The following is an 18,365-nucleotide window of genomic DNA, read 5'->3' as shown; positions in this document are numbered from 1 at the left end:
ACCTAGGCCATGACATTGGGAGAAAGACTGGGCGCTTTGCGGCGCCGGTTGGGGCTTTTGACGAAAGCGGCAAGCGCGGTGGCGCTGGGCTGCGTTGTTACTTCTTTATTCGCGGCCAATGCTGTTGCGGCGGACGCCAACCATCTGGCGGTGGCGCCCGGTGGCTATACGCCTATGGCGCCCACGCCCGGCAAGGGGATGCCGGTGGATGGCGGTACCACGTTCCAGACACAATATTCGGCCACCGGCCTAGAAGCCTTGTGGATGCACGATAATATCGTGATGGTCGTGTTGATCGCGGTCAGCATTTTTGTGGCCGCGCTGCTGATCTGGGTGATGGTGCGTTATAATGCCCGTGCGAATCCGGTGCCCAGCAAAACCAGCCATAACACGCTGCTGGAAGTAATCTGGACCGGTATTCCGGTGCTGATCCTGCTGGTGGTGTTTGTGCCTTCGATGAAGTTGTTGGCGCATCAGTATAAAACGCCGCCCAAGGATGCGGTGACCATCAAGGCGATCGGCAACCAGTGGTACTGGACCTATGCCTATCCCGACAATGGCGGGTTTGAAGTCACCAGCAACATGCTGAGCAAAGAGGAAGCCAAAAAGCGCGGCGAGCCCGAGCAGTTGGCGGCCGATTACCGCATGGTGGTGCCGGCGGGCGAACCGATTCGCCTGCAGACCTTTGGTGCGGATGTGATCCATTCCTTCGCGGTGCCTTCGCTGTGGTTCAAGCTGGACGCGGTGCCCGGGCGCATCAATGAAAAGCTGCTGACGGTGAAAGAGCCGGGCGTTTATTATGGCCAGTGCAGCGAGCTTTGCGGTGCGCGCCATGGCTATATGCCGATTGTGGTGGAGGCGCTGCCTCGCCCGCAATATAACGCCTGGGTGTTGACCCATGCGGGCGGCAAGATCGACGGCGCGCCCGAAAGCGCTGCTGCCCCCGCAGCCGAAGCAGCAGCCAGCGAGGCGCCCGCTGTTGCGGCCGCTTCGGGCGAATGATCCCTTTTGGCGAAGGTTGAAAGAACAATGGCTACCATCGCTTCTGAATTTCAGGCCCATGATGACGGGCATGTGCATGACGACCATGATCACAAGCCGGGATTTTTCTCGCGTTGGTTCATGTCGACCAACCACAAGGACATTGGCACGCTCTATTTGATCTTCGCCATTACGGCGGGGGTGATCGGCGGGGCGATTTCGGGCCTGATGCGCGCCGAACTGGCCAAGCCGGGCATTCAATATCTGGCCACGATTGCCGCCGCTCTGGGTGTTTCCAACCCCAGTTTTGACCAGCAATTGCACCTGTGGAACGTGTTGATCACGGCGCATGGCCTGATCATGGTGTTTTTCATGGTGATGCCCGCCATCATCGGCGGTTTCGGCAATTGGTTTGTGCCCATCATGATTGGTGCGCCGGACATGGCGTTTCCGCGCATGAACAACATCTCCTTCTGGCTGACGGTGGCGGGTTTTGTCTCGCTGATGTGCTCGGCCTTTGTGCCCGGCGGCACGGGGCAGGGGGCCGGTATTGGCTGGACCGCCTATGCGCCGCTCTCGACCACGGGGTCCAGCGGGCCTGCGGTGGACTTTGCCATTTTCTCGCTGCACCTTTCAGGCGCAGGTTCGATCATGGGGGCGATCAATTTCATTACCACCATTTTCAACATGCGCGCGCCGGGCATGACGCTGCACAAGATGCCTTTGTTCGTGTGGTCGGTGCTGGTGACTGCTTTCCTGCTGCTGCTGGCGCTGCCGGTGCTGGCCGCTGCCATCACCATGCTGCTGACCGATCGCAATTTTGGCACGACTTTCTTTGATGCGGCCGGTGGTGGCGATCCGGTGCTGTTCCAGCATCTGTTCTGGTTCTTTGGCCATCCCGAAGTTTACATCATGATCCTGCCCGGTTTCGGCATTATCAGCCAGATCGTGTCGACCTTCAGCCGCAAGCCCGTCTTCGGCTATTTGGGCATGGCCTATGCCATGGTGGCGATTGGCGTTGTGGGCTTTGTGGTCTGGGCGCACCATATGTACACCACGGGCCTGTCCGAAGATGTGAAGATGTATTTCACCACGGCGACGATGGTGATCGCGGTGCCCACCGGCATCAAGATCTTCAGCTGGATCGCGACCATGTGGGGTGGTTCGATTCGTTTCACCAGCCCCATGGTGTGGGCCATCGGTTTCATCTTCCTGTTCACCGTCGGCGGTGTGACGGGTGTGGAACTGGCCAATGGTGGTTTGGACGACAATCTGCAGGACACCTATTATGTGGTGGCGCATTTCCACTATGTGCTGTCGCTGGGTGCGGTGACCTCGCTGTTCGCCGGTTTCTACTACTGGTTCCCCAAGATGAGCGGGCGCTGGCATTCGGAACTGCTGTCCTATCTGCACTTTGCGGTGTTCTTTGTGGGCGTGAACATGCTGTTCTTCCCCATGCACTTCCTAGGTATGCAGGGTATGCCGCGCCGCTATCCCGACTTCACCCCCGCCTATGCCTATTGGAACCATTTCGCCACGGTGGGTTACATGGTGATGGCGGCTTCGATGGTGATCTTCTTTGTCAACATCGCCTATGCCCTGATTGCCGGTCGCAAGGCCGAGGGCAATTATTGGGGCGAGGGTGCAACGACGCTGGAATGGACCCTGTCCAGCCCGCCGCCGTTCCACCAGTTCGAAACCTTGCCCACGATCAAGGACGAGGACCACCACTAAGACCTTTGGCGGTGCGCCGGACAGGCCGGAGCACCGCCAACAGGGCTTGGCAACCAGCTTGGGACAGGCGATGGACACCTTGCGCCCTTTACATCCGCTGGCTTTGCGGCAAGGGGCTTGGCCTATGAGCCAGACCTCCTCGCCCCCGAAATGCCAGCCTGCGATTCAGCGTCAGCCCGCCCATTGGCGCGATTTCTTCGCGCTGACCAAGCCGCGTGTGATGACCTTGGTCATTTTTACCGGACTTTGCGGCTTGCTGGCCGCGCCCGGCCATATTCACCCCGTTATCGGTTTTGCGACGATCCTGTGCATCGCGGTGGGTGCCGGTGGCGCAGCGGCGCTTAACCAGTGGTGGGAAGCCGATATTGACGCGGGGATGAAGCGCACCGCGAACCGCCCGCTGCCCGCTGGTCGCATGGACCGCGACAGTGCGCGCGATTTCGGCATGGCGCTGTCGGGCTTTGCGGTGCTGACCATGGGGCTGGCCGCTGGCTGGCTTTGCGGGCTGATCCTGCTCGTCTCGATTATCTATTACTCCTTTGTCTATACCGTCTGGCTCAAGCCGCGCACGCCTCAGAACATCGTGATCGGTGGTGGGGCGGGGGCTTTTCCGCCGATGATCGGTTGGGTGGCGGTGACGGGGGATATTACCCTGATGCCGGTGCTGTTGTTCGCGATCATCTTCATGTGGACGCCGCCGCATTTTTGGGCCTTGGCGCTGTTTGTGAAGACCGATTATGCCAAGGTAGGCATTCCCATGCTGCCCGTTGTGGCGGGGGAAAAGGTCACGCGGCGCCAGATCCTGATCTATTCGGTGCTGCTCTTGCCGCTCACCTTGCTGCCCTGGTGGCTGGGGCATACGGGCGCGGTTTATGGATGGTCGGCCGCCGTGCTTTCCAGCCTGTTTCTTGGCTTTGCCCTTCGTGTCGGCTTGCGCGAGCGGCAGGGTGAGGATGATAAAATGAAGCCGGAAAAGCAGTTGTTTGCCTATTCGGTACTTTATCTTTTTGTCTTGTTTGGCGCTTTGGTCGCCGACCGTTGGGTCCAAGTTCTGGGAGGCAGTGTATGAGCCAAATGCCTATCGATCCACAGGCGCGCAAGGCGATCATCGCTTCGCGGAACAAGGCTTTGGCTCTGGTTCTGGTTGCGTTTGTCGTGCTGTTTTTCGCCATCACCATTGTGAAGATGAAGATCTAGCCCATGGCCAGCCAGCCCGCTCCCTCAAGTCCAGCCATGCGGCGCACCGGTCTGCTGGCGGGTGGTTTGGCGCTGGCTATGCTGGCTTTGGGCTTTGCGGCGGTTCCGCTCTATCGCATGTTTTGTCAGGCCACAGGCTTTGGCGGAACGCCGGCGCGCGCCGCCAGTGACCTGGGTGTCAGGGCGCAAGTCGGGCGGCAGATGTCGGTGCGTTTTGATGCCAATGTCGATCCGGGCATGCCTTGGCGCTTTCATCCACGCCAGCGTTTGCAGCAGGTGACGATTGGCCAGCGCAATCTGGCAATATATGAAGCGACCAACACATCGGGCAAAGTGATCACCGGTGCCGCCAGTTTCAACGTCGCGCCGGACGAGGCGGCCCGCTATTTCACCAAGATCGCCTGTTTTTGCTTTACGCAACAGGTGCTTCAACCGGGGCAGAGCGTGTCGATGCCCGTCAGTTACTACATCGACCCCAAGATCCTTGATGACAAGGATCTGAAAGGTCTGGAACAGATTACGCTGAGTTACACTTTCCATCCCGTTCCGACGGAAAAGTGAATTGGCAAACAGGTGATTTAACGCGCTGGACCAAGGGCAAGGCGCGGGTTAGACTGACACTATAAACAGACCGGATGACGGCAAAAGCCGCTTGGCCGGCGAAGAGGGGATGAAACGATGGCTGCTGGCAAGCAACATGACTACCATATCCTGCCGCCCGATATCGTGCCTTTGGCGACGACGCTGGGCGCTTTGATGTTCACCACCGGCATGGTGTTCAAAATGCACCCTGACACTTTCGGCCCTGCGATGGGGCAGGTGGTGCCATGGGCGGGGCTGGCCTTGCTGATCGCCAGCATGTTCATCTGGTTTGGCAAGATCGTGAACGAAGCCCATGCGGGCGATCATACGCCGGTGGTGCAGCTGCATCAGCGCTATGGCATGATCCTGTTCATCGCTTCGGAAGTGATGTTTTTCGTTGGCTGGTTCTGGGCTTTCTTTGACTTCTCGCTGTTCCCTTCGACCATCGCCAAAGTGGTCGATGGCCAATGGCCGCCCAAGGAAATGGAAGCAGTGCTCGACGCATTCGACCTGCCCTTGCTCAACACGATGATCCTGCTGCTTTCAGGCACTACGGTCACCTGGGCGCATCACAGCCTGATCCATGGCGACCGTTCGGGGCTGAAGAAGGGTCTGTGGCTGACCATCGGGCTTGGCGTTTTGTTTAGCGCACTGCAGGCGTTTGAATATGCCCATGCACCCTTCCCCTTTGGCAAGAACACCTATGGCTCGGCCTTTTATATGGCGACCGGTTTCCATGGTTTCCATGTGATCATCGGCACCTTGTTCCTCGCCGTGTGCCAATATCGCGCTTACAAAGGCCACTTCACCCCGCGCCAGCATTTCGGTTTCGAAGCCGCCGCTTGGTATTGGCACTTTGTCGACGTGGTATGGCTGTTCCTGTTCGTGTGCATTTACATCTGGGGCAATTGGGGTTTCCCGGTTGACTGATTTGCACAAAATGCCAGCAGCGCCGCCGGCTTTGGCCCGTGTGGCGCTGCTGGGCCTATGTCCGCGATGCGGGGCGAAGGGGCTGTTCGCCGGATTGGCGCATTTCGCCCCCGCTTGCAAAAGCTGTGGCATGGATTTTGCCAGTTTCAATGTGGGGGATGGCCCCGCTGCTTTTCTGACCTTTGCGGTGGGCGGCCTGGCTGCGGTCGTGGCGGCTTGGCTGGCGCTGAGTGTCGATCCGCCGGTTTGGGTCTATCCAGTAGTGCTGGTGCCTTTAGTGTTCGGGCCGACACTCTATGGGTTGCGCGTGGGTAAGGCGGCGCTTTTGGCGGCGGAATACCAACGCCGCGCGGGTGAACATCGCGCCGATCCTTCCCGACAGGATGCTTCATGAACTGGCGCGCCTTGCCTCTGATCCCTACCGTCCTCGTGCTGCTCGCCAGCCTGTATATGGTGCATCTGGGCCTGTGGCAGCTTGACCGCTTGGCGCAGAAACAGGCCAAGAGTGCCCAGTTTCATGCTGCGCAAATGGATGATCGCCCCGTTTCCATGGGGCAGGTGTGGCGCTATCGCCAATCGGATGCATGGGATTACCGCCAGACGCATTTCTGGTGCCAGCAGGTGATGCAAATGTCCTCGGTATCGGGGCGCAATGCCAAGGGGGAAAGCGGTTGGGCCCATGTTGCCCGCTGCCTGACCGCGCCGGAGGATACGCAAGGTTTCCGCCCCACAGAGCCGCCGCAGGGCGTTCTGGCCGATGTGGTGCTGGGCTGGAGCCAGCGTCCCGATCCGGTGCAATGGGCGGGCGGTCATGTGCGCGGGACCATCGCGCCGGGCGGTGAATTTGCCCATCACGTGGTGGCCGATCCGCCGCTGGCGGGCCTTGCCGCCAATGCCGCGCCCGATCCCAAGGATGTGCCGAACAATCACCTGTCCTATGCTGTGCAATGGTTCCTGTTTGCCGCCACGGCGCTGGTCATCTATGGGCTGGCGGTGCGCAAAAGGTTGCGCGCCTAGCTTTCTGTGCGGCTTCTGGCGCCGCTGATACCCAAAATCCTTGCCCCAAGGCTCAAGCCCCGCTAGTCGCGCGCCCAACAGCTAAGGGATTCCCATGGACTATATCAGCACCCGCGGTCAGGCTCCGGTTCTCGATTTTGAAGGCGCCACGCTGGCTGGCCTTGCCAGCGATGGCGGGCTTTATGTGCCGCGCGAATGGCCGCGCTTCACCAAGGAAGAGATCGCCGCGCTGGCTGGCCTGCCCTATGCGGAGCTGGCGGCCAAGGTGATGGCGCCTTTCGTGGGCGACAGCCTGAGCTATGATCGCCTGCTGGAATTGACCACGCAGGCCTATGGCCGTTTCAGCCATGCGGCCGTCACCCCGCTCAAGCAGCTGGACCATCAGCAGTGGTTGCTCGAACTGTTCCACGGCCCCACGCTGGCGTTCAAGGATGTGGCGCTGCAAATGCTGGGCCTGCTGTTTGAAGAATTCCTTGGCCGCAGCACGCAGAACCTGACCATCGTGGGCGCGACCAGCGGCGACACCGGTTCGGCGGCGATTGACGCAGTGGCGGGCCGTTCCAAGGTGGACATCTTCATGCTCCACCCCAAGGGTCGCGTGTCGGACGTGCAGCGCCGCCAGATGACCACGGTGCTGGCGCCCAATGTGCATAATATCGCCATCGACGGCAGCTTTGACGATGCGCAGGCGATGGTGAAGCGCATGTTCAATGACAAGGCGATGACCGATCGCTTCAGCATTGGCGCGGTGAACTCGATCAACTGGGCGCGTCTGATGGCGCAGGTGGTCTATTATTTCGCCGCCGCTTTGCAACTGGGCGCCCCGCATCGCGCGGTGGCCTTCAGCGTGCCCACCGGCAATTTTGGCGACGTTTTTGCAGGCTATGTGGCCGCGCAAATGGGCCTGCCGATTGCCAAGCTGATCGTGGCCACCAATGTGAATGACATTCTGCACCGCGCTTTGTCCACCGGCGATTATTCGGCAGGTACGGTTACGCCCACGGCGGCCCCCAGCATGGACATTCAGGTCTCTTCCAATTTCGAGCGCCTGCTGTTCGATCTGGCTGGCCGCGATGGCGCTGCGATCAACGCGCAAATGGCCCAGTTTGAAGCAGAAAAGGCCATGAGCCTGACCAATGCCCAGCGCGAGGGCGCTGCTGCCCTGTTCGTATCGGCCCGCGCCGATGCCGATGAAATGGCGCAGGCGATTCGCTGGGGCTGGGAATCGGCGGGCGAATTGCTCGATCCGCACACCGCTATCGGCATTCACGCCGCCCGCGCCTTTGCCGCCAGCGGCGATGTGGCTGCCGATGTGCCGGTGGTAACGCTGGCCACCGCCCATCCGGCCAAGTTCCCCGAGGCGGTGGAGCGCAGCACCGGCCATCGTCCGGGCCTGCCCGACCGCGTGGGCGACCTGTTCGAGCGTGAAGAGCGCTGCGTCGATCTGGCGGGTGATTATGACACTGTGGCCGCCTATGTGGCCGGCCTTGCTGCGCCGAAGGTCTAAATGGCGCAGTTGATCCGTCAACCGCAACTGCTGTGCGGGCAGGGCTGGGCCGATTACGGGCTGGTGGATAGCGGGAATGGCCGCAAGCTGGAGCGCTATGGCGATTTCCTCTTCATCCGCCCCGAACCGCAAGCCCTGTGGCAGCCGCGCGAGGCCGATTGGGATGCGCCCCATCTGGCCCCGCATGGCGAATTCGTGCCCGGCGCGGATGAGGATGGCGGCGGACGCTGGAATTACACCCGCCCCGTGCCGCGTGATGGCTGGCCGCTCAGCTGGCCCAATGGTGGGGCCAATGGCGGGGAAAGCGTCCGCTTCACCGCGCAATGCACGCCTTTCCGCCACCTCGGCTTCTTTCCCGATATGGCGCCGGTGTGGGGCTGGATGGGCGAGCAGTTGCAGGGCATGCAGGCCGCGCAAACGCTCAACCTGTTCGGCTATACCGGCGTGGGTTCGCTGGCGCTCAGCCGGTTCGGTTCAGTGACGCATGTGGATGCCAGCAAGAAATCCGTGGCGCAGGCGCGCGAGAATGCGGCTTTGTCGGGGATGAGCGATCGCCCGATTCGCTGGATCATTGATGATGCGGCCAAGTTCACCGCGCGCGAGGTTCGCCGTGGCAAGCGTTATGACGGCATCATCATGGACCCGCCCAAATTCGGGCGCGGCCCCGATGGCGAAGTGTGGCGCTTGGAAGAGCATCTGCCCGGCCTGATCCATGATGCGCGCCGCTTGCTGGATGGTCAGTCGCGTTTCCTGTTCCTCACCGTCTATGCGGTGCGCATGTCTTCGCTGGCGATAGCGGGCCTGCTGGAAGAAGCCTTTGCCGATCTGCCCGGCGTGATCGAGCATGGCGATCTGGCGGTGCAGGATGACGTGGGCGGGCGTTTGCTGCCCACCGCGATCTTTGCCCGCTGGCGTCAGGGAGAGGCATGATGGCCGATAGTCTGATTCTGGAAGTGGCCGATTTCGAGGTGGACGTGCTGACTGGCGTCTATTCGGAGGAAACCGGCAAGCCCCAGCCTTTGCGCATTTCCATCGCGGTGCGCCTGACGCCTGCGGAGCGCTATCTGCCCGACACGCCGCTCAGCGCGTCCAAGAATTACATGGACCTGAAAGCCGCCGCCAGCGAAGCTCTGCCGGAAGGCCTGCATTTCACGCTGATCGAGGCTTTGGGCGACCATATTTGCGAGACCTTGTTCCTGCAGGATGAGCGCGTCGAGGCGGTGACGGTCAAGATTGTGAAGCTGGCCATTGCCGAGCATAATGAGAAGATCGGCATGACCCTGACTCGCGAGCGCCGTAGGTGATCGTGTTGCATGTGGCCCCCTTGCCGGAGGACGCGCTGGGGGCTGCGGCCAGTTTTCATGCGGAATTTTTGGCGCAGGCTATGGCGGCGCAGGAGGATCTGCTGCTGGTTTTTTCTTCGGCGGACCATACTCACCGCGCATGGCGTCTGGCTGCGGTCGAAGGTCTGGCGCGGGCCAAGGCGCCCTTGCGGGTCAATGCTGTGGCGGGCGATGGCGAGGCTTCTGTCGCGGCCGCCGCAGCCTATCTGGCGCAGGCGCAGGGCGTTACCGGCCAATTGCTGCCTTTGGATAGCCAAGGCGCGGGCGAGGTGCTAACTTCCTTGCCATGAACAAACCGCTGGTCGATCCTTTTCAACGCCGGATAACCTATCTTCGCCTGTCGGTGATCGACCGCTGCGATTTGCGCTGCACCTATTGCATGCCCGAAAGGCAGCAATTCCTGCCCAAGAGCGAGGTGCTCACCCTTGAGGAATTGCACGCGCTGGCGCTGGGTTTCATCGCGCGCGGGGTGCGCAAGATTCGCCTGACCGGCGGCGAGCCTCTGGTGCGGCGGGATATGTTGCAACTGGTACAGGCGCTGGGGCGGCAGGTGGGCACGGGGCTGGACGAGCTGACCATGACCACCAATGGCACGCAATTGGCCAATTGCGCCGATGACTTGCGCGCGGCGGGGGTGGAGCGGATCAATGTCTCGCTCGACACGCTGGACCGCCAGACCTTTGCCCGACTGGCGCGGCGGGATATGTTGCCGCAGGTGCTGGAAGGGCTGGCGGCGGCCAAGGCGGCGGGGCTGAAGGTCAAGCTCAACACCGTGGCGCTCAAAGGCGTGAACGAGCCGGAAATGGCCGATCTGATCGCTTGGGCCCATGGTCAGGGTTTCGAGATCACGCTGATCGAGGTGATGCCACTGGGCGAGGTGGAGGAAGACCGCGTCGACCATTATCTGCCGCTGACGCAGGTGCGCGGCGCTTTGGAGCAGCGCTGGACGCTGGAGGAAGACGCCCATCGCAGCGGCGGACCTGCCCGCTATGTGCGCGTGGCGGAAACCGGCGGCAGGCTGGGCTTTATCACGCCGCTGACCAACAATTTCTGCGATGGTTGCAACCGCGTGCGGGTGACGGCAACCGGCCAATTGTTCGCCTGCCTTGGCGGGCGGGAGCAAGTGGACCTGCGAGCAGCTTTGCGCTCCGACTCGCCGGAGGAGGCTTTGCAGGCCGCTTTGGACGAGGCGATGCGGATCAAGCCTGCGCGCCATCATTTCGCGATTGACCGGCGCGGGGCCGAACCGGCGCTGGCGCGGCATATGTCGATGACGGGCGGTTGAGATGGCAAGGCGGGTAAAGCTGGTGCTTCTGGGCCGTCTGGCCGATGCGGCGGGCGGGGAACTGGCGGTGGAGGCTGGGCCTTGGGGCGAGGTGCTGGCTAGCCTGCCGCTGGCTTTGCAACAGGCTTTGGCTGGCACGCGCTGGCGGATGGCCTGCAATGGCGGGTTGGTGGGTGATCCGTCGACATTGGTGTTGCAGGCTGGCGATGAGCTGGCGCTGCTGCCTCCGGTTTCGGGCGGCTAGGCGTGGCGGTCGATGTGCGCCTGTTGGGTGAGGCTTTCGATCCCGCCGAGGCTGTGCGTGCCTTTGCTGCGGCCCATCTGCAATCGGGCGGGGTGGTCAGCTTTATTGGCCAAGTGCGCGGTGGTGATGATGTGGAGGCATTGGAGCTTCAGCATTACGCGCCTTTGACCCTGCCCGCGATGCAGGCTTTGGGGGCGGATATCGCGGCGCGCTGGCCGCTGGATGGTGTGCTGGTTGTGCATCGCTATGGCGTGATGCTGCCGGGGGAACCGATTGTGCTGGTCGCGGCGGCCTCGCGCCATCGCCGCGATGCTTTCGCCGCGGCCGATTACGCCATGGACCATTTGAAGGCAGAGAGCTGGTTCTGGAAGCGCGAGAAGCGCGGTGGGCAATGGGCCTGGGTCCAACCCCGCGAGCAAGATTATAGCGATCTTGCCCGCTGGGGCTGAGGTGTTCCTACCGTAGTTTGGCGCGTAGTTCGGCCAGTTGTCGGTCTTGATTTGCGGCCATGCGCAGAATTTCGGCGCGGGTTTTGGCCCAGTCTGCTTCAACAGGCGCCGATACGGACTGCTCGATCCTGTCCTTGGCATAGGCCTGCTCCATATCGGCCACCACATCGCCCAAGGCTGTGCGCTGCCGTTCAAGTTCAGCCAGCGCCAGATTGGCTTGTGACCAAGCCTCGCCGCCACGCGCGCCCGATCGGGCGAGCAGCACCTGTGTATTCGGCAGGGCCTGCGTGAAATTATCCTGCGCCTTGTGCGCTGCGTCCAGCCACTGCGTCAGACGAGCCTGCGGGTTCGGGGCAGTTTGCGTCACCGAGGCTTTGGCTGTTTCCGTCTGCGGCCCTTCGGCGGCGCGGCGGGCCAGCGAGGGGTAGGAGGCCGTGCTGCAGGCGGACAGGCCCAGGGCCACGCCGCAGGCCAGCGCGAATCGGGTGGCGCTTCTCATCGAGCCGATTCGCGGCAAGGGCGGGCGAGCACCAGCGAATCGAGGGTCTTGAGCCAAAGGCGCGACGGGATTAAGAGGTGGCTTAAGCATGGATTTGCCATAGCACGGCCAGCACCATGCGCCAGACCCGCTGTTTTCTCTGGCTTTGCCCGCTTTGGTCGCCGCGCATTTTGCCTGCGGCGGATTGACAGGGCAGGGCGCATGGATTAACGGCGCAGCTTCTTTCCGGACCCCGCCTTGTCGGGCGGGTGGTCGGCGCGTCGCTCGCGGCTCCTTTGGTGGCGGTTCATCGCAAGGTGGATTGGCAACAAGGTCGCGGCCGGGGCGATCTCGCAATTGATGAATTGGATGGGTATCATGTTCGCTATCGTGCGTACGGGCGGCAAGCAGTATCGGGTCGCCGCCGGAGACAAAATCGCGGTCGAAAAGCTGGCTGGTGAAGCTGGCGAAACGATCACGCTGGGTGATGTTCTGCTGGCCGGTGAAGAAGGCGCTATCGCCGATGCTTCGAAGGTGGTGGTTTCGGCCGAAATCATCGCGCAAGCCAAGTCGGAAAAGGTGATCGTTTTCAAGAAGCGTCGCCGTCATAACTATCGTCGCAAGAACGGCCACCGCCAGCAGTTGACCCTGCTGCGCATCGTGTCGGTCGCGGCTGCCTGATTTCGAGGAGTTTGAGACATGGCACATAAGAAAGCAGGCGGTTCGTCGCGTAACGGTCGCGACTCGCAGTCCAAGCGCCTTGGCGTGAAGAAGTTCGGTAGCCAGCTGGTGATTGGTGGCAACATCATCATCCGTCAGCGCGGCACCCGCGTATACCCCGGCGCAAACGTTGGTATGGGCAAGGACCACACGCTGTTTTCGCTGATCGAAGGTCGCGTTCGTTTCCACGAAGGCAAGCTCGGTCGCAAATACGTGTCGGTGGACGCTCTGGCTGAAGCCGCCGAATAAGCGGATGGTCACCATTGGGGCCATCCTGACGGGATGGCCCTGTCGGTTGCCGCAAGGCGCCGACTGATCGAGGGAGAGGGGCCCCGTCCCGTCTCCCTCTTTTCGTATGTCTCCTTCATCCGTCGATTTTCCGCAGGCCTTGCAGCTTTTGCGGAGGATCAAGGCCGATGATGCGCGAATCGATCATGCGCCCGTGCAAACGGGGGTGAATCGCGGCGCATCGTCACCGCAATGTCACCGGCTTGCGCTAGGCGCGCATCGGGGCAGGATCAGGAGCGAGTTTTATGTTTTTCCGCAGCGAAAGGCTTTTCCTGCGGCCCGCGTGGCCCGAAGATTGGCAGGCTTTGCACGCCGCCATCGATGACGAATCGGTCGTGCGTCAATTGGCGATGGTGCCTTGGCCCTATACGGACGAGGATGCCAAGGCCTATGCCAGCCTGAACCACGATCCCCATTTGCCGCAATTTTTGATCACCCGTCCCCATGGTGTGCTGGGCTCGCAAGTGTTGGGCAGCGTCGGGCTGCATGCCGAAGGTGGCGAGGTTGAGTTGGGCTATTGGCTGGGGCGTCAGCATTGGGGGCATGGTTACGCCACCGAAGCGGTGCGGGCGATGCTGTCCATGGCGCGGGCGATTGGCCATCGGCGCCTGTATGCCGCGCATTTCCTTGATAATGTGGCCTCGGGCAAAGTGTTGCAAAGGGTGGGTTTCCGTCCCCAGGGCGAATTGGCGCCGCGCATGAGTGTGGCGCGGGGCGAATTTGTCCCCGCCCGGCGCTATGCGCTCGATCTGGCCGAACCCGATGACAAGGGCAATGATGAAGGCCCGATGGGAGGCCCCATGCGTAACGTGCTGCCGCGTCTGGCCGCTGCCTGAGGGTGGAGGTTAGGCGGCTGCCTGCTGCCTGTCTTGTTCCAGCGCGGATTGGATCAAGGCGCGGTCGTCGCGTTGCCATGGGTGAAAGCCGGGGCGGAACCATTGCACCCATGCCCCGACAATCCGCCGCAACGCGCCGTCTTTGCCCCAGAGATAGGCGCGCAGGGCTTTGCGAGCTTCCCTTTCGCCAAAGCCCTGCTGCATCAGCAATTCGCGCGCATCCTGTGTGCGGAATATCAGAAAAGCCGCGCTGACCTTGGCCATGATCTTGCATCGGATTTTCCACCGCCGCCATGGCGAGAGATGGGCCGCCATATGCAGCCAGACGTCATAGGCCACGCCCTTATGCTCGATTTCCTCGACCGCGTGCCAGTGCCATAGGGCCTGTGCTTCCGCCGGCGCGCCCGCCAATTGGTCGGGGCGAGCCAGCACATCATGCGCGATAATCGCGGTGAAATGCTCAAGGCAGGCGGTCACCAATTGGTTGACGAAGCCATTGGCCTGGCTGGTGCGGGTGATGAAGTCTGCAAGGCGGGCGTCGATGGCGGTCGTGTCATAACCGGCCTGCGCGGCGAGTCGGTTGAAATAGCCATGTTCGCGGGCGTGGATCGCCTCCTGCGCGATAAAGGCATCGACATCATTAGCCAATTTTTTGGGCAGGCCTTCGCGATTCGCGCGAATTGTCTCGATAAAGAACGCCTCGCCGCGTGGAAAACTCAAAGAGAGCGCGGTGAACCATGCGCTTCCCGTCGCATCCTGGGCGATCCATTGCTGATTTAGCGAGGAATTGCGGCAATGGCGCGGGTTGCGAATGATTATGTCTGAGTTGAAGCGGTTCGCCGCATTGATCTTGCTCAAATTGGGGACTGCCTCTAAGGGCAATTCTGGAATGTGACAGCCGTCGACCATGACGGTGCGTATCAGATTGGCAGGAGGCCATGTCAACCAAAAGGCGCCTATCCCCTGAGGCAAGCCGTTCCGCCGCTCTGGACGCGGCGCGCGACCTGTTGATCGAACAAGGCCCGCAGGGCGTGACCTTGAAGGCCGTGGCGGGGCGCGTCGGGCGCACGCATGCCAATATCCTGCATCATTTCGGTTCGGCGGCTGAACTGCAAAAGGCGCTGGCCGATTATATGGCGGTGTCGATCTGCACAGAAATCGCCCGCGCCGTGATTGCGCAGCGCGACTCGCATGGGTCGGCGCGCGATCTGGTGAACCTGACGTTCGATGCTTTCGAAGTGCAGGGCGGGGCGCAACTGGTCAGTTGGATGCGTTTGGTCGGCAATGTCGATGCGTTGGATACGATCGTCAATGCGATCCACGCTATTGTCGATGAAGTGCATGGCGCGGGCGGGTTGATGGCGCGGCGGATCACGCAGACCTTGGTGCTATTGGCCTTGGGCGATTCGCTGATTGGCAAGCCTTTGTCGCAATCGCTGAAAATGCCGCGCAGCGCTGCGCGTGATATGGCCTTACGCTTGATCCAGCAGGATCAGGAAGATTTGCGCGCCAAGAACGACCAAGTCACACCCGATCTGGGTTGAGGTTTTATTCCGCCGCGCCCAGCCATTCGGGCATGAACTCGGCGGGAATATCCTCCACGCGCAGATGGTCGACGGCATGGGTGGCATAGGCCACCTTCTGCCGGTCGGCGCGTGATTGGTCCAGCGGCACCACGATCAGGCGACGGTTGACCTTTTGCCGCCAATTCATGCGCGCGGTGTTTTCCTGTCCTACATAGCAGCCCTTGGTGAAGGACACGCCGTTCAATTCCACCGCATTGCATTCCAGCCATAGCGTGTCGACCAGATCGGTCCCTTCGGCCACGCCGCAGGACAAGCGGTGTGCCAGCCAAGCCTCGTCCACGCTGACGGCATCGGCAGGGGCCAGCCAGCGGTAGCCTAAAGCGGGCAGGCGTGGGTCCGGATTAGCGCCTTTCATCGGTTCCGCGCTCCAATGCACGGCCAGCGCCTCATCGCGGGCAATGCTGATCGCGCGGCGCAGGCGATACATGGACAGGCGCTTGACCACCCCATCGGCCAGCTGTGCCGCGACATCCAGCAGCAGATCACTGCCATCATCCCAGATCAGGAAATCGGCCAGAACCTTGCCCTGCGGGGTCAGCAACGCGCCATAGGCGGGCAGCTTGCCCAGCACCACATCCTGCGTCACCAGCCCTTGCAGAAAGCTGCGCACATTCTCGTCGGGAGATTTGGGGGACAGACGGATCAAGGCGCGGGAGGCAAGCTGGGTCATGGGGCACAAGATGGGCAGCGTGATGCGATTGCGCAAGCCCGCCTGTTTGTGGCAAGGCACATGCCATGACCCAAGCTCCCGATCTCGTGCTGTCCAACGGCACTGTCCACACGCCTGCGGGCCCCGCCAACATCGATGTCGCCGTGCGCGATGGCAAGATTATCGGGCTGGGCAGCTATCCCGATGCCGCCCGCCGCATCGACTGCACCGGCCTTGATATTCTGCCCGGCGTGATCGACAGCCAAGTGCATTTCCGCGAACCGGGGCTGGAGCATAAGGAAGATCTGGAAAGCGGCAGCCGTGCGGCGGTGATGGGCGGGATTACCGCCGTGTTCGAAATGCCCAACACCAATCCCAACACCGATTCGCTGATGCGCGTGCATGACAAGCTGACCCGCGCCCATCATCGCATGTGGTGCGACCATGCCTTTTATGTCGGCGCCACCGCCGCCAATGCCCCCGATCTGGCCGAACTGGAGCGCATTCCCGGCACGGCGGGGGTGAAGATCTTCATGGGCGCCTCCACCGGCAGCCTGTTGGTGGCCGAGGATGCCGAACTGGCCCGCGTCTTGGCCAGCGGCACCCGCCGCGTGGCGATCCATGCCGAGGACGAGGCGCGGATGAATGCCCGCAAGGATTTCCGTGTGGAAGGCGACCCCAGCAGCCACCCCGTATGGCGCGATGATGAAAGCGCGATGCTGGCCACGCGCCGTATCCTGAAGCTTGCGCGGGAAGCGCGTCGCCCGATCCATATCCTGCACGTCACCACGCCCGCCGAGCTGGAAGAAATCGCCAAGCACCGCGATGTGGCCACTTGCGAGGTGACGCCCCAGCATCTGACTCTGGCCGCCGAAGACGCCTATCCGCGCCTTGGCACCTATGCCCAGATGAACCCCCCGATCCGCAGCCGCGCCCATGTGGAGGGCCTATGGCATTGGGTGGGCCAAGGCATTGGCGATGTGATCGGTTCGGACCATGCGCCGCATACGATGGAGGAAAAGGCCAAGCCCTATCCCGCCTCGCCCTCGGGCATGCCGGGTGTGCAGACTTTGTTGCCGCTGATGCTGGACCATGTGCTGAACGGGCGCATGACGCTGGCGCGCCTGATCGACATGACCAGCGCGGGCGTGCAGCGTATCTTTGGCCTGCAGGCCAAGGGGCGCATTGCCATGGGTTATGATGCCGACTTCACCGTGGTCGATCTCAAGAGCCGCTTCACCATCACCGATGACTGGCTTCAGAGCCGTTGCGGTTGGTCGCCCTATACCGGCATGGAGCTGAAAGGCCGCGTGGTCGGCACGATCGTCCGCGGCCATCAGGCGATGTGGGAAGCCGAATTGGGCGAACGCGCCGTGGGTGAGCCTTTGCGCTTTGCGGGGGCCTTGTAAGTTAGGGTTGAAGTGGGCCTCCGGCGGGCAAAGGGCCCCCGCCCTTTGCCCGCCGGAGGCATAACCTAGACGACTGAATCCGAATGCAATGCGCAGGCATGGCCCGCCTCGGTTTCCACTTGGAACGTGGCGTGGCCAATGCCGAAATCATGCTCCATCTCATGCGCCAGATGGTGCAGGAAAGCATCGCCGGGATGGCCTGCGGGCATCAGTAGGTGGGCGGTCATGGCGGTTTCGGTGGTGCTGATCGGCCAGATATGGAGGTCGTGCAGGGCGGTAATGCCGTCCTGATCCAGCAGAGAGGCGCGCACCTGCGCCTCGTCAATGCTGGCGGGCACGGCTTGCAGGCCCATCTGCACCGATTCGCGCAGCAGAGACCAGCTTCCCGCGCCGATCACCGCCAGAATGGCAAGGCTGGTGACAGGGTCGACCCAGTTCCAGCCTGTCCACAGCACCAAAGCGCCTGCCACGACCACGCCCGCCGACACCACCGCATCGGCCAACAAATGCTGGAACGCCCCGCGCAGGTTGATGTCATCCTTGGCGCCGCTGGCAAACATCAGCGCGGAGGCGCCATTCACCACAATGCCCGCAGCCGCCATGCCCATCACCAACTTGGCATCCACGGCGGTCGCACTGGTCAGATTGCGCAAGCTTTCCACCGCAATCGCACCCAAGGCGGCCCATAGCAGCGCGGCATTGGCCAAAGCAGCCAGAATCGTGCCGCTTTTCATCCCATAGGTAAAACGGGCCGAGGGCGGGCGATGGCTGAGCCGGTTGGCCCACCACGCCACCACCAGCGCCAGCACATCGGACAGATTATGCCCCGCATCGGCCAATAAAGCCGCAGAATGACCCCATAGGCCCGCCGCAGTTTCACCCAAAACAAACAGCAGGTTGAGCGAGATCGACAGGGTGAAGGCCAGCCCATGCGTCGGCCCATGGTGATGATGGTGCCCATGGCTGTGCCCATGATGGTGGTCGTGCCCATGATGGCTGTGCCCGTGGCTATGATTGTGGCCCATTTCGCGCTCGACCCTCGTTCTGTTGCGTTGCACAAATGTCGCAGTTGCGGGCAATTCGCAATGGGAGATTTGTTCATATTCCGCTCGGCCGAGGGCAGAAAACGG

Annotated in this window: 24 protein-coding genes; 20 read left to right on the top strand and 4 right to left on the bottom strand. The window is 61.9% G+C overall.

Going from position 1 to position 18,365, the window contains the following annotated elements; genetic code table 11:
- The first annotated feature begins 9 nt into the window (after positions 1–9).
- From coxB to EOE18_RS03945, 15 genes are all read left to right on the top strand, one after another.
- Complete coding sequence (gene coxB / locus EOE18_RS04010; RefSeq protein WP_127706451.1) at positions 10–1,002, top strand: cytochrome c oxidase subunit II; 993 nt, start codon at positions 10–12, stop codon at positions 1,000–1,002.
- Between the two features lie 27 nt (positions 1,003–1,029).
- Complete coding sequence (ctaD, locus tag EOE18_RS04005) at positions 1,030–2,715, top strand: cytochrome c oxidase subunit I (RefSeq protein WP_127706449.1); 1,686 nt, start codon at positions 1,030–1,032, stop codon at positions 2,713–2,715.
- A gap of 124 nt (positions 2,716–2,839) precedes the next feature.
- A complete protein-coding gene (locus EOE18_RS04000; RefSeq protein ID WP_127706447.1) occupies positions 2,840–3,784 on the top strand; it encodes a heme o synthase in 945 nt (314 codons plus the stop codon).
- Positions 3,781–3,912, top strand: a complete 132-nt coding sequence (locus EOE18_RS18910) for a hypothetical protein (protein ID WP_281278036.1) — start codon at positions 3,781–3,783, stop codon at positions 3,910–3,912. Before EOE18_RS04000 ends, EOE18_RS18910 begins: the two co-directional genes overlap by 4 nt.
- Before the next feature lie 3 nt (positions 3,913–3,915).
- Positions 3,916–4,473, top strand: a complete 558-nt coding sequence (locus tag EOE18_RS03995; RefSeq protein WP_127706445.1) for a cytochrome c oxidase assembly protein — start codon at positions 3,916–3,918, stop codon at positions 4,471–4,473.
- A 117-nt stretch (positions 4,474–4,590) separates the two neighbouring features.
- A complete protein-coding gene (locus tag EOE18_RS03990; protein WP_127706443.1) occupies positions 4,591–5,424 on the top strand; it encodes a cytochrome c oxidase subunit 3 in 834 nt (277 codons plus the stop codon).
- 10 nt (positions 5,425–5,434) lie between these two features.
- Positions 5,435–5,818 (top strand): DUF983 domain-containing protein, encoded by a 384-nt coding sequence (locus tag EOE18_RS03985; RefSeq protein ID WP_127706441.1) that lies wholly within the window; start codon positions 5,435–5,437, stop codon positions 5,816–5,818.
- Complete coding sequence (locus EOE18_RS03980; RefSeq protein ID WP_127706439.1) at positions 5,815–6,441, top strand: SURF1 family cytochrome oxidase biogenesis protein; 627 nt, start codon at positions 5,815–5,817, stop codon at positions 6,439–6,441. Before EOE18_RS03985 ends, EOE18_RS03980 begins: the two co-directional genes overlap by 4 nt.
- Positions 6,442–6,535: 94 nt before the next feature.
- Positions 6,536–7,948 carry a threonine synthase gene (thrC, locus tag EOE18_RS03975; protein ID WP_127706437.1) on the top strand — a complete coding sequence of 471 codons (1,413 nt, stop codon included), beginning with the start codon at positions 6,536–6,538 and terminating at the stop codon, positions 7,946–7,948.
- Positions 7,949–8,878: an RsmD family RNA methyltransferase gene (locus EOE18_RS03970; RefSeq protein WP_127706435.1), complete on the top strand. Its 930-nt coding sequence runs from the start codon at positions 7,949–7,951 to the stop codon at positions 8,876–8,878. It begins immediately after the preceding gene.
- Entirely contained in the window at positions 8,878–9,252 is a 375-nt protein-coding gene (locus tag EOE18_RS03965; RefSeq protein WP_127706653.1) for a dihydroneopterin aldolase, read from the top strand. The genes EOE18_RS03970 and EOE18_RS03965 overlap by 1 nt, the downstream gene beginning before the upstream one ends.
- Positions 9,249–9,581, top strand: coding sequence for a Rossmann fold domain-containing protein (locus EOE18_RS03960; protein ID WP_127706433.1), 333 nt, complete (start codon positions 9,249–9,251; stop codon positions 9,579–9,581). Before EOE18_RS03965 ends, EOE18_RS03960 begins: the two co-directional genes overlap by 4 nt.
- Positions 9,578–10,576 carry a GTP 3',8-cyclase MoaA gene (gene moaA, locus EOE18_RS03955; RefSeq protein ID WP_127706431.1) on the top strand — a complete coding sequence of 333 codons (999 nt, stop codon included), beginning with the start codon at positions 9,578–9,580 and terminating at the stop codon, positions 10,574–10,576. Before EOE18_RS03960 ends, moaA begins: the two co-directional genes overlap by 4 nt.
- A gap of 1 nt (position 10,577) precedes the next feature.
- Positions 10,578–10,820, top strand: a complete 243-nt coding sequence (locus EOE18_RS03950) for a MoaD/ThiS family protein (protein ID WP_127706429.1) — start codon at positions 10,578–10,580, stop codon at positions 10,818–10,820.
- A gap of 2 nt (positions 10,821–10,822) precedes the next feature.
- Positions 10,823–11,269, top strand: a complete 447-nt coding sequence (locus tag EOE18_RS03945; protein WP_127706427.1) for a molybdenum cofactor biosynthesis protein MoaE — start codon at positions 10,823–10,825, stop codon at positions 11,267–11,269.
- Between the two features lie 7 nt (positions 11,270–11,276).
- On the opposite strand, the gene EOE18_RS03940 is transcribed toward EOE18_RS03945, so the two are convergent.
- On the bottom strand, positions 11,277–11,768 hold the full coding sequence (locus EOE18_RS03940; RefSeq protein ID WP_127706425.1) for a hypothetical protein: 492 nt from the start codon (positions 11,766–11,768) through the stop codon (positions 11,277–11,279).
- A 357-nt stretch (positions 11,769–12,125) separates the two neighbouring features.
- On the opposite strand from EOE18_RS03940, the gene rplU reads away from it, so the two are divergent.
- From rplU to EOE18_RS03925, 3 genes are all read left to right on the top strand, one after another.
- Positions 12,126–12,428: a 50S ribosomal protein L21 gene (rplU, locus tag EOE18_RS03935; protein ID WP_127706423.1), complete on the top strand. Its 303-nt coding sequence runs from the start codon at positions 12,126–12,128 to the stop codon at positions 12,426–12,428.
- An 18-nt stretch (positions 12,429–12,446) separates the two neighbouring features.
- Positions 12,447–12,716 (top strand): 50S ribosomal protein L27, encoded by a 270-nt coding sequence (gene rpmA, locus EOE18_RS03930; RefSeq protein WP_127706421.1) that lies wholly within the window; start codon positions 12,447–12,449, stop codon positions 12,714–12,716.
- 284 nt (positions 12,717–13,000) lie between these two features.
- Positions 13,001–13,591, top strand: coding sequence for a GNAT family N-acetyltransferase (locus tag EOE18_RS03925; RefSeq protein WP_127706419.1), 591 nt, complete (start codon positions 13,001–13,003; stop codon positions 13,589–13,591).
- A 9-nt stretch (positions 13,592–13,600) separates the two neighbouring features.
- Here EOE18_RS03925 and EOE18_RS03920 read toward each other — a convergent pair whose 3' ends face one another.
- A complete protein-coding gene (locus EOE18_RS03920; protein WP_164852654.1) occupies positions 13,601–14,449 on the bottom strand; it encodes a metal-dependent hydrolase in 849 nt (282 codons plus the stop codon).
- Positions 14,450–14,529: 80 nt separating this feature from the next.
- Here EOE18_RS03920 and EOE18_RS03915 point away from each other — a divergent pair, with 80 nt between their 5' ends.
- The gene (locus EOE18_RS03915; protein WP_127706415.1) at positions 14,530–15,135 is read left to right on the top strand and encodes a TetR/AcrR family transcriptional regulator; all 606 of its coding nucleotides are present in this window, start codon (positions 14,530–14,532) and stop codon (positions 15,133–15,135) included.
- A gap of 4 nt (positions 15,136–15,139) precedes the next feature.
- Here the strand turns inward: EOE18_RS03915 and ygfZ are convergent, their stop codons facing one another.
- A complete protein-coding gene (gene ygfZ / locus EOE18_RS03910; RefSeq protein ID WP_181953002.1) occupies positions 15,140–15,847 on the bottom strand; it encodes a CAF17-like 4Fe-4S cluster assembly/insertion protein YgfZ in 708 nt (235 codons plus the stop codon).
- Between the two features lie 65 nt (positions 15,848–15,912).
- Between ygfZ and EOE18_RS03905 the strand changes: the two genes are divergently transcribed.
- On the top strand, positions 15,913–17,235 hold the full coding sequence (locus EOE18_RS03905) for a dihydroorotase (protein ID WP_127706413.1): 1,323 nt from the start codon (positions 15,913–15,915) through the stop codon (positions 17,233–17,235).
- A 65-nt stretch (positions 17,236–17,300) separates the two neighbouring features.
- Here EOE18_RS03905 and EOE18_RS03900 read toward each other — a convergent pair whose 3' ends face one another.
- A complete protein-coding gene (locus EOE18_RS03900; RefSeq protein ID WP_127706411.1) occupies positions 17,301–18,260 on the bottom strand; it encodes a cation diffusion facilitator family transporter in 960 nt (319 codons plus the stop codon).
- Between the last annotated feature and the right edge of the window lie 105 nt (positions 18,261–18,365).

This window comes from Novosphingobium umbonatum, from assembly GCF_004005905.1.
GTDB lineage: Bacteria > Pseudomonadota > Alphaproteobacteria > Sphingomonadales > Sphingomonadaceae > Novosphingobium > Novosphingobium umbonatum.
The sequence above is the reverse complement of the archived record's forward strand: the minus strand, read 5'-3'. Positions and strand labels throughout refer to the sequence as shown.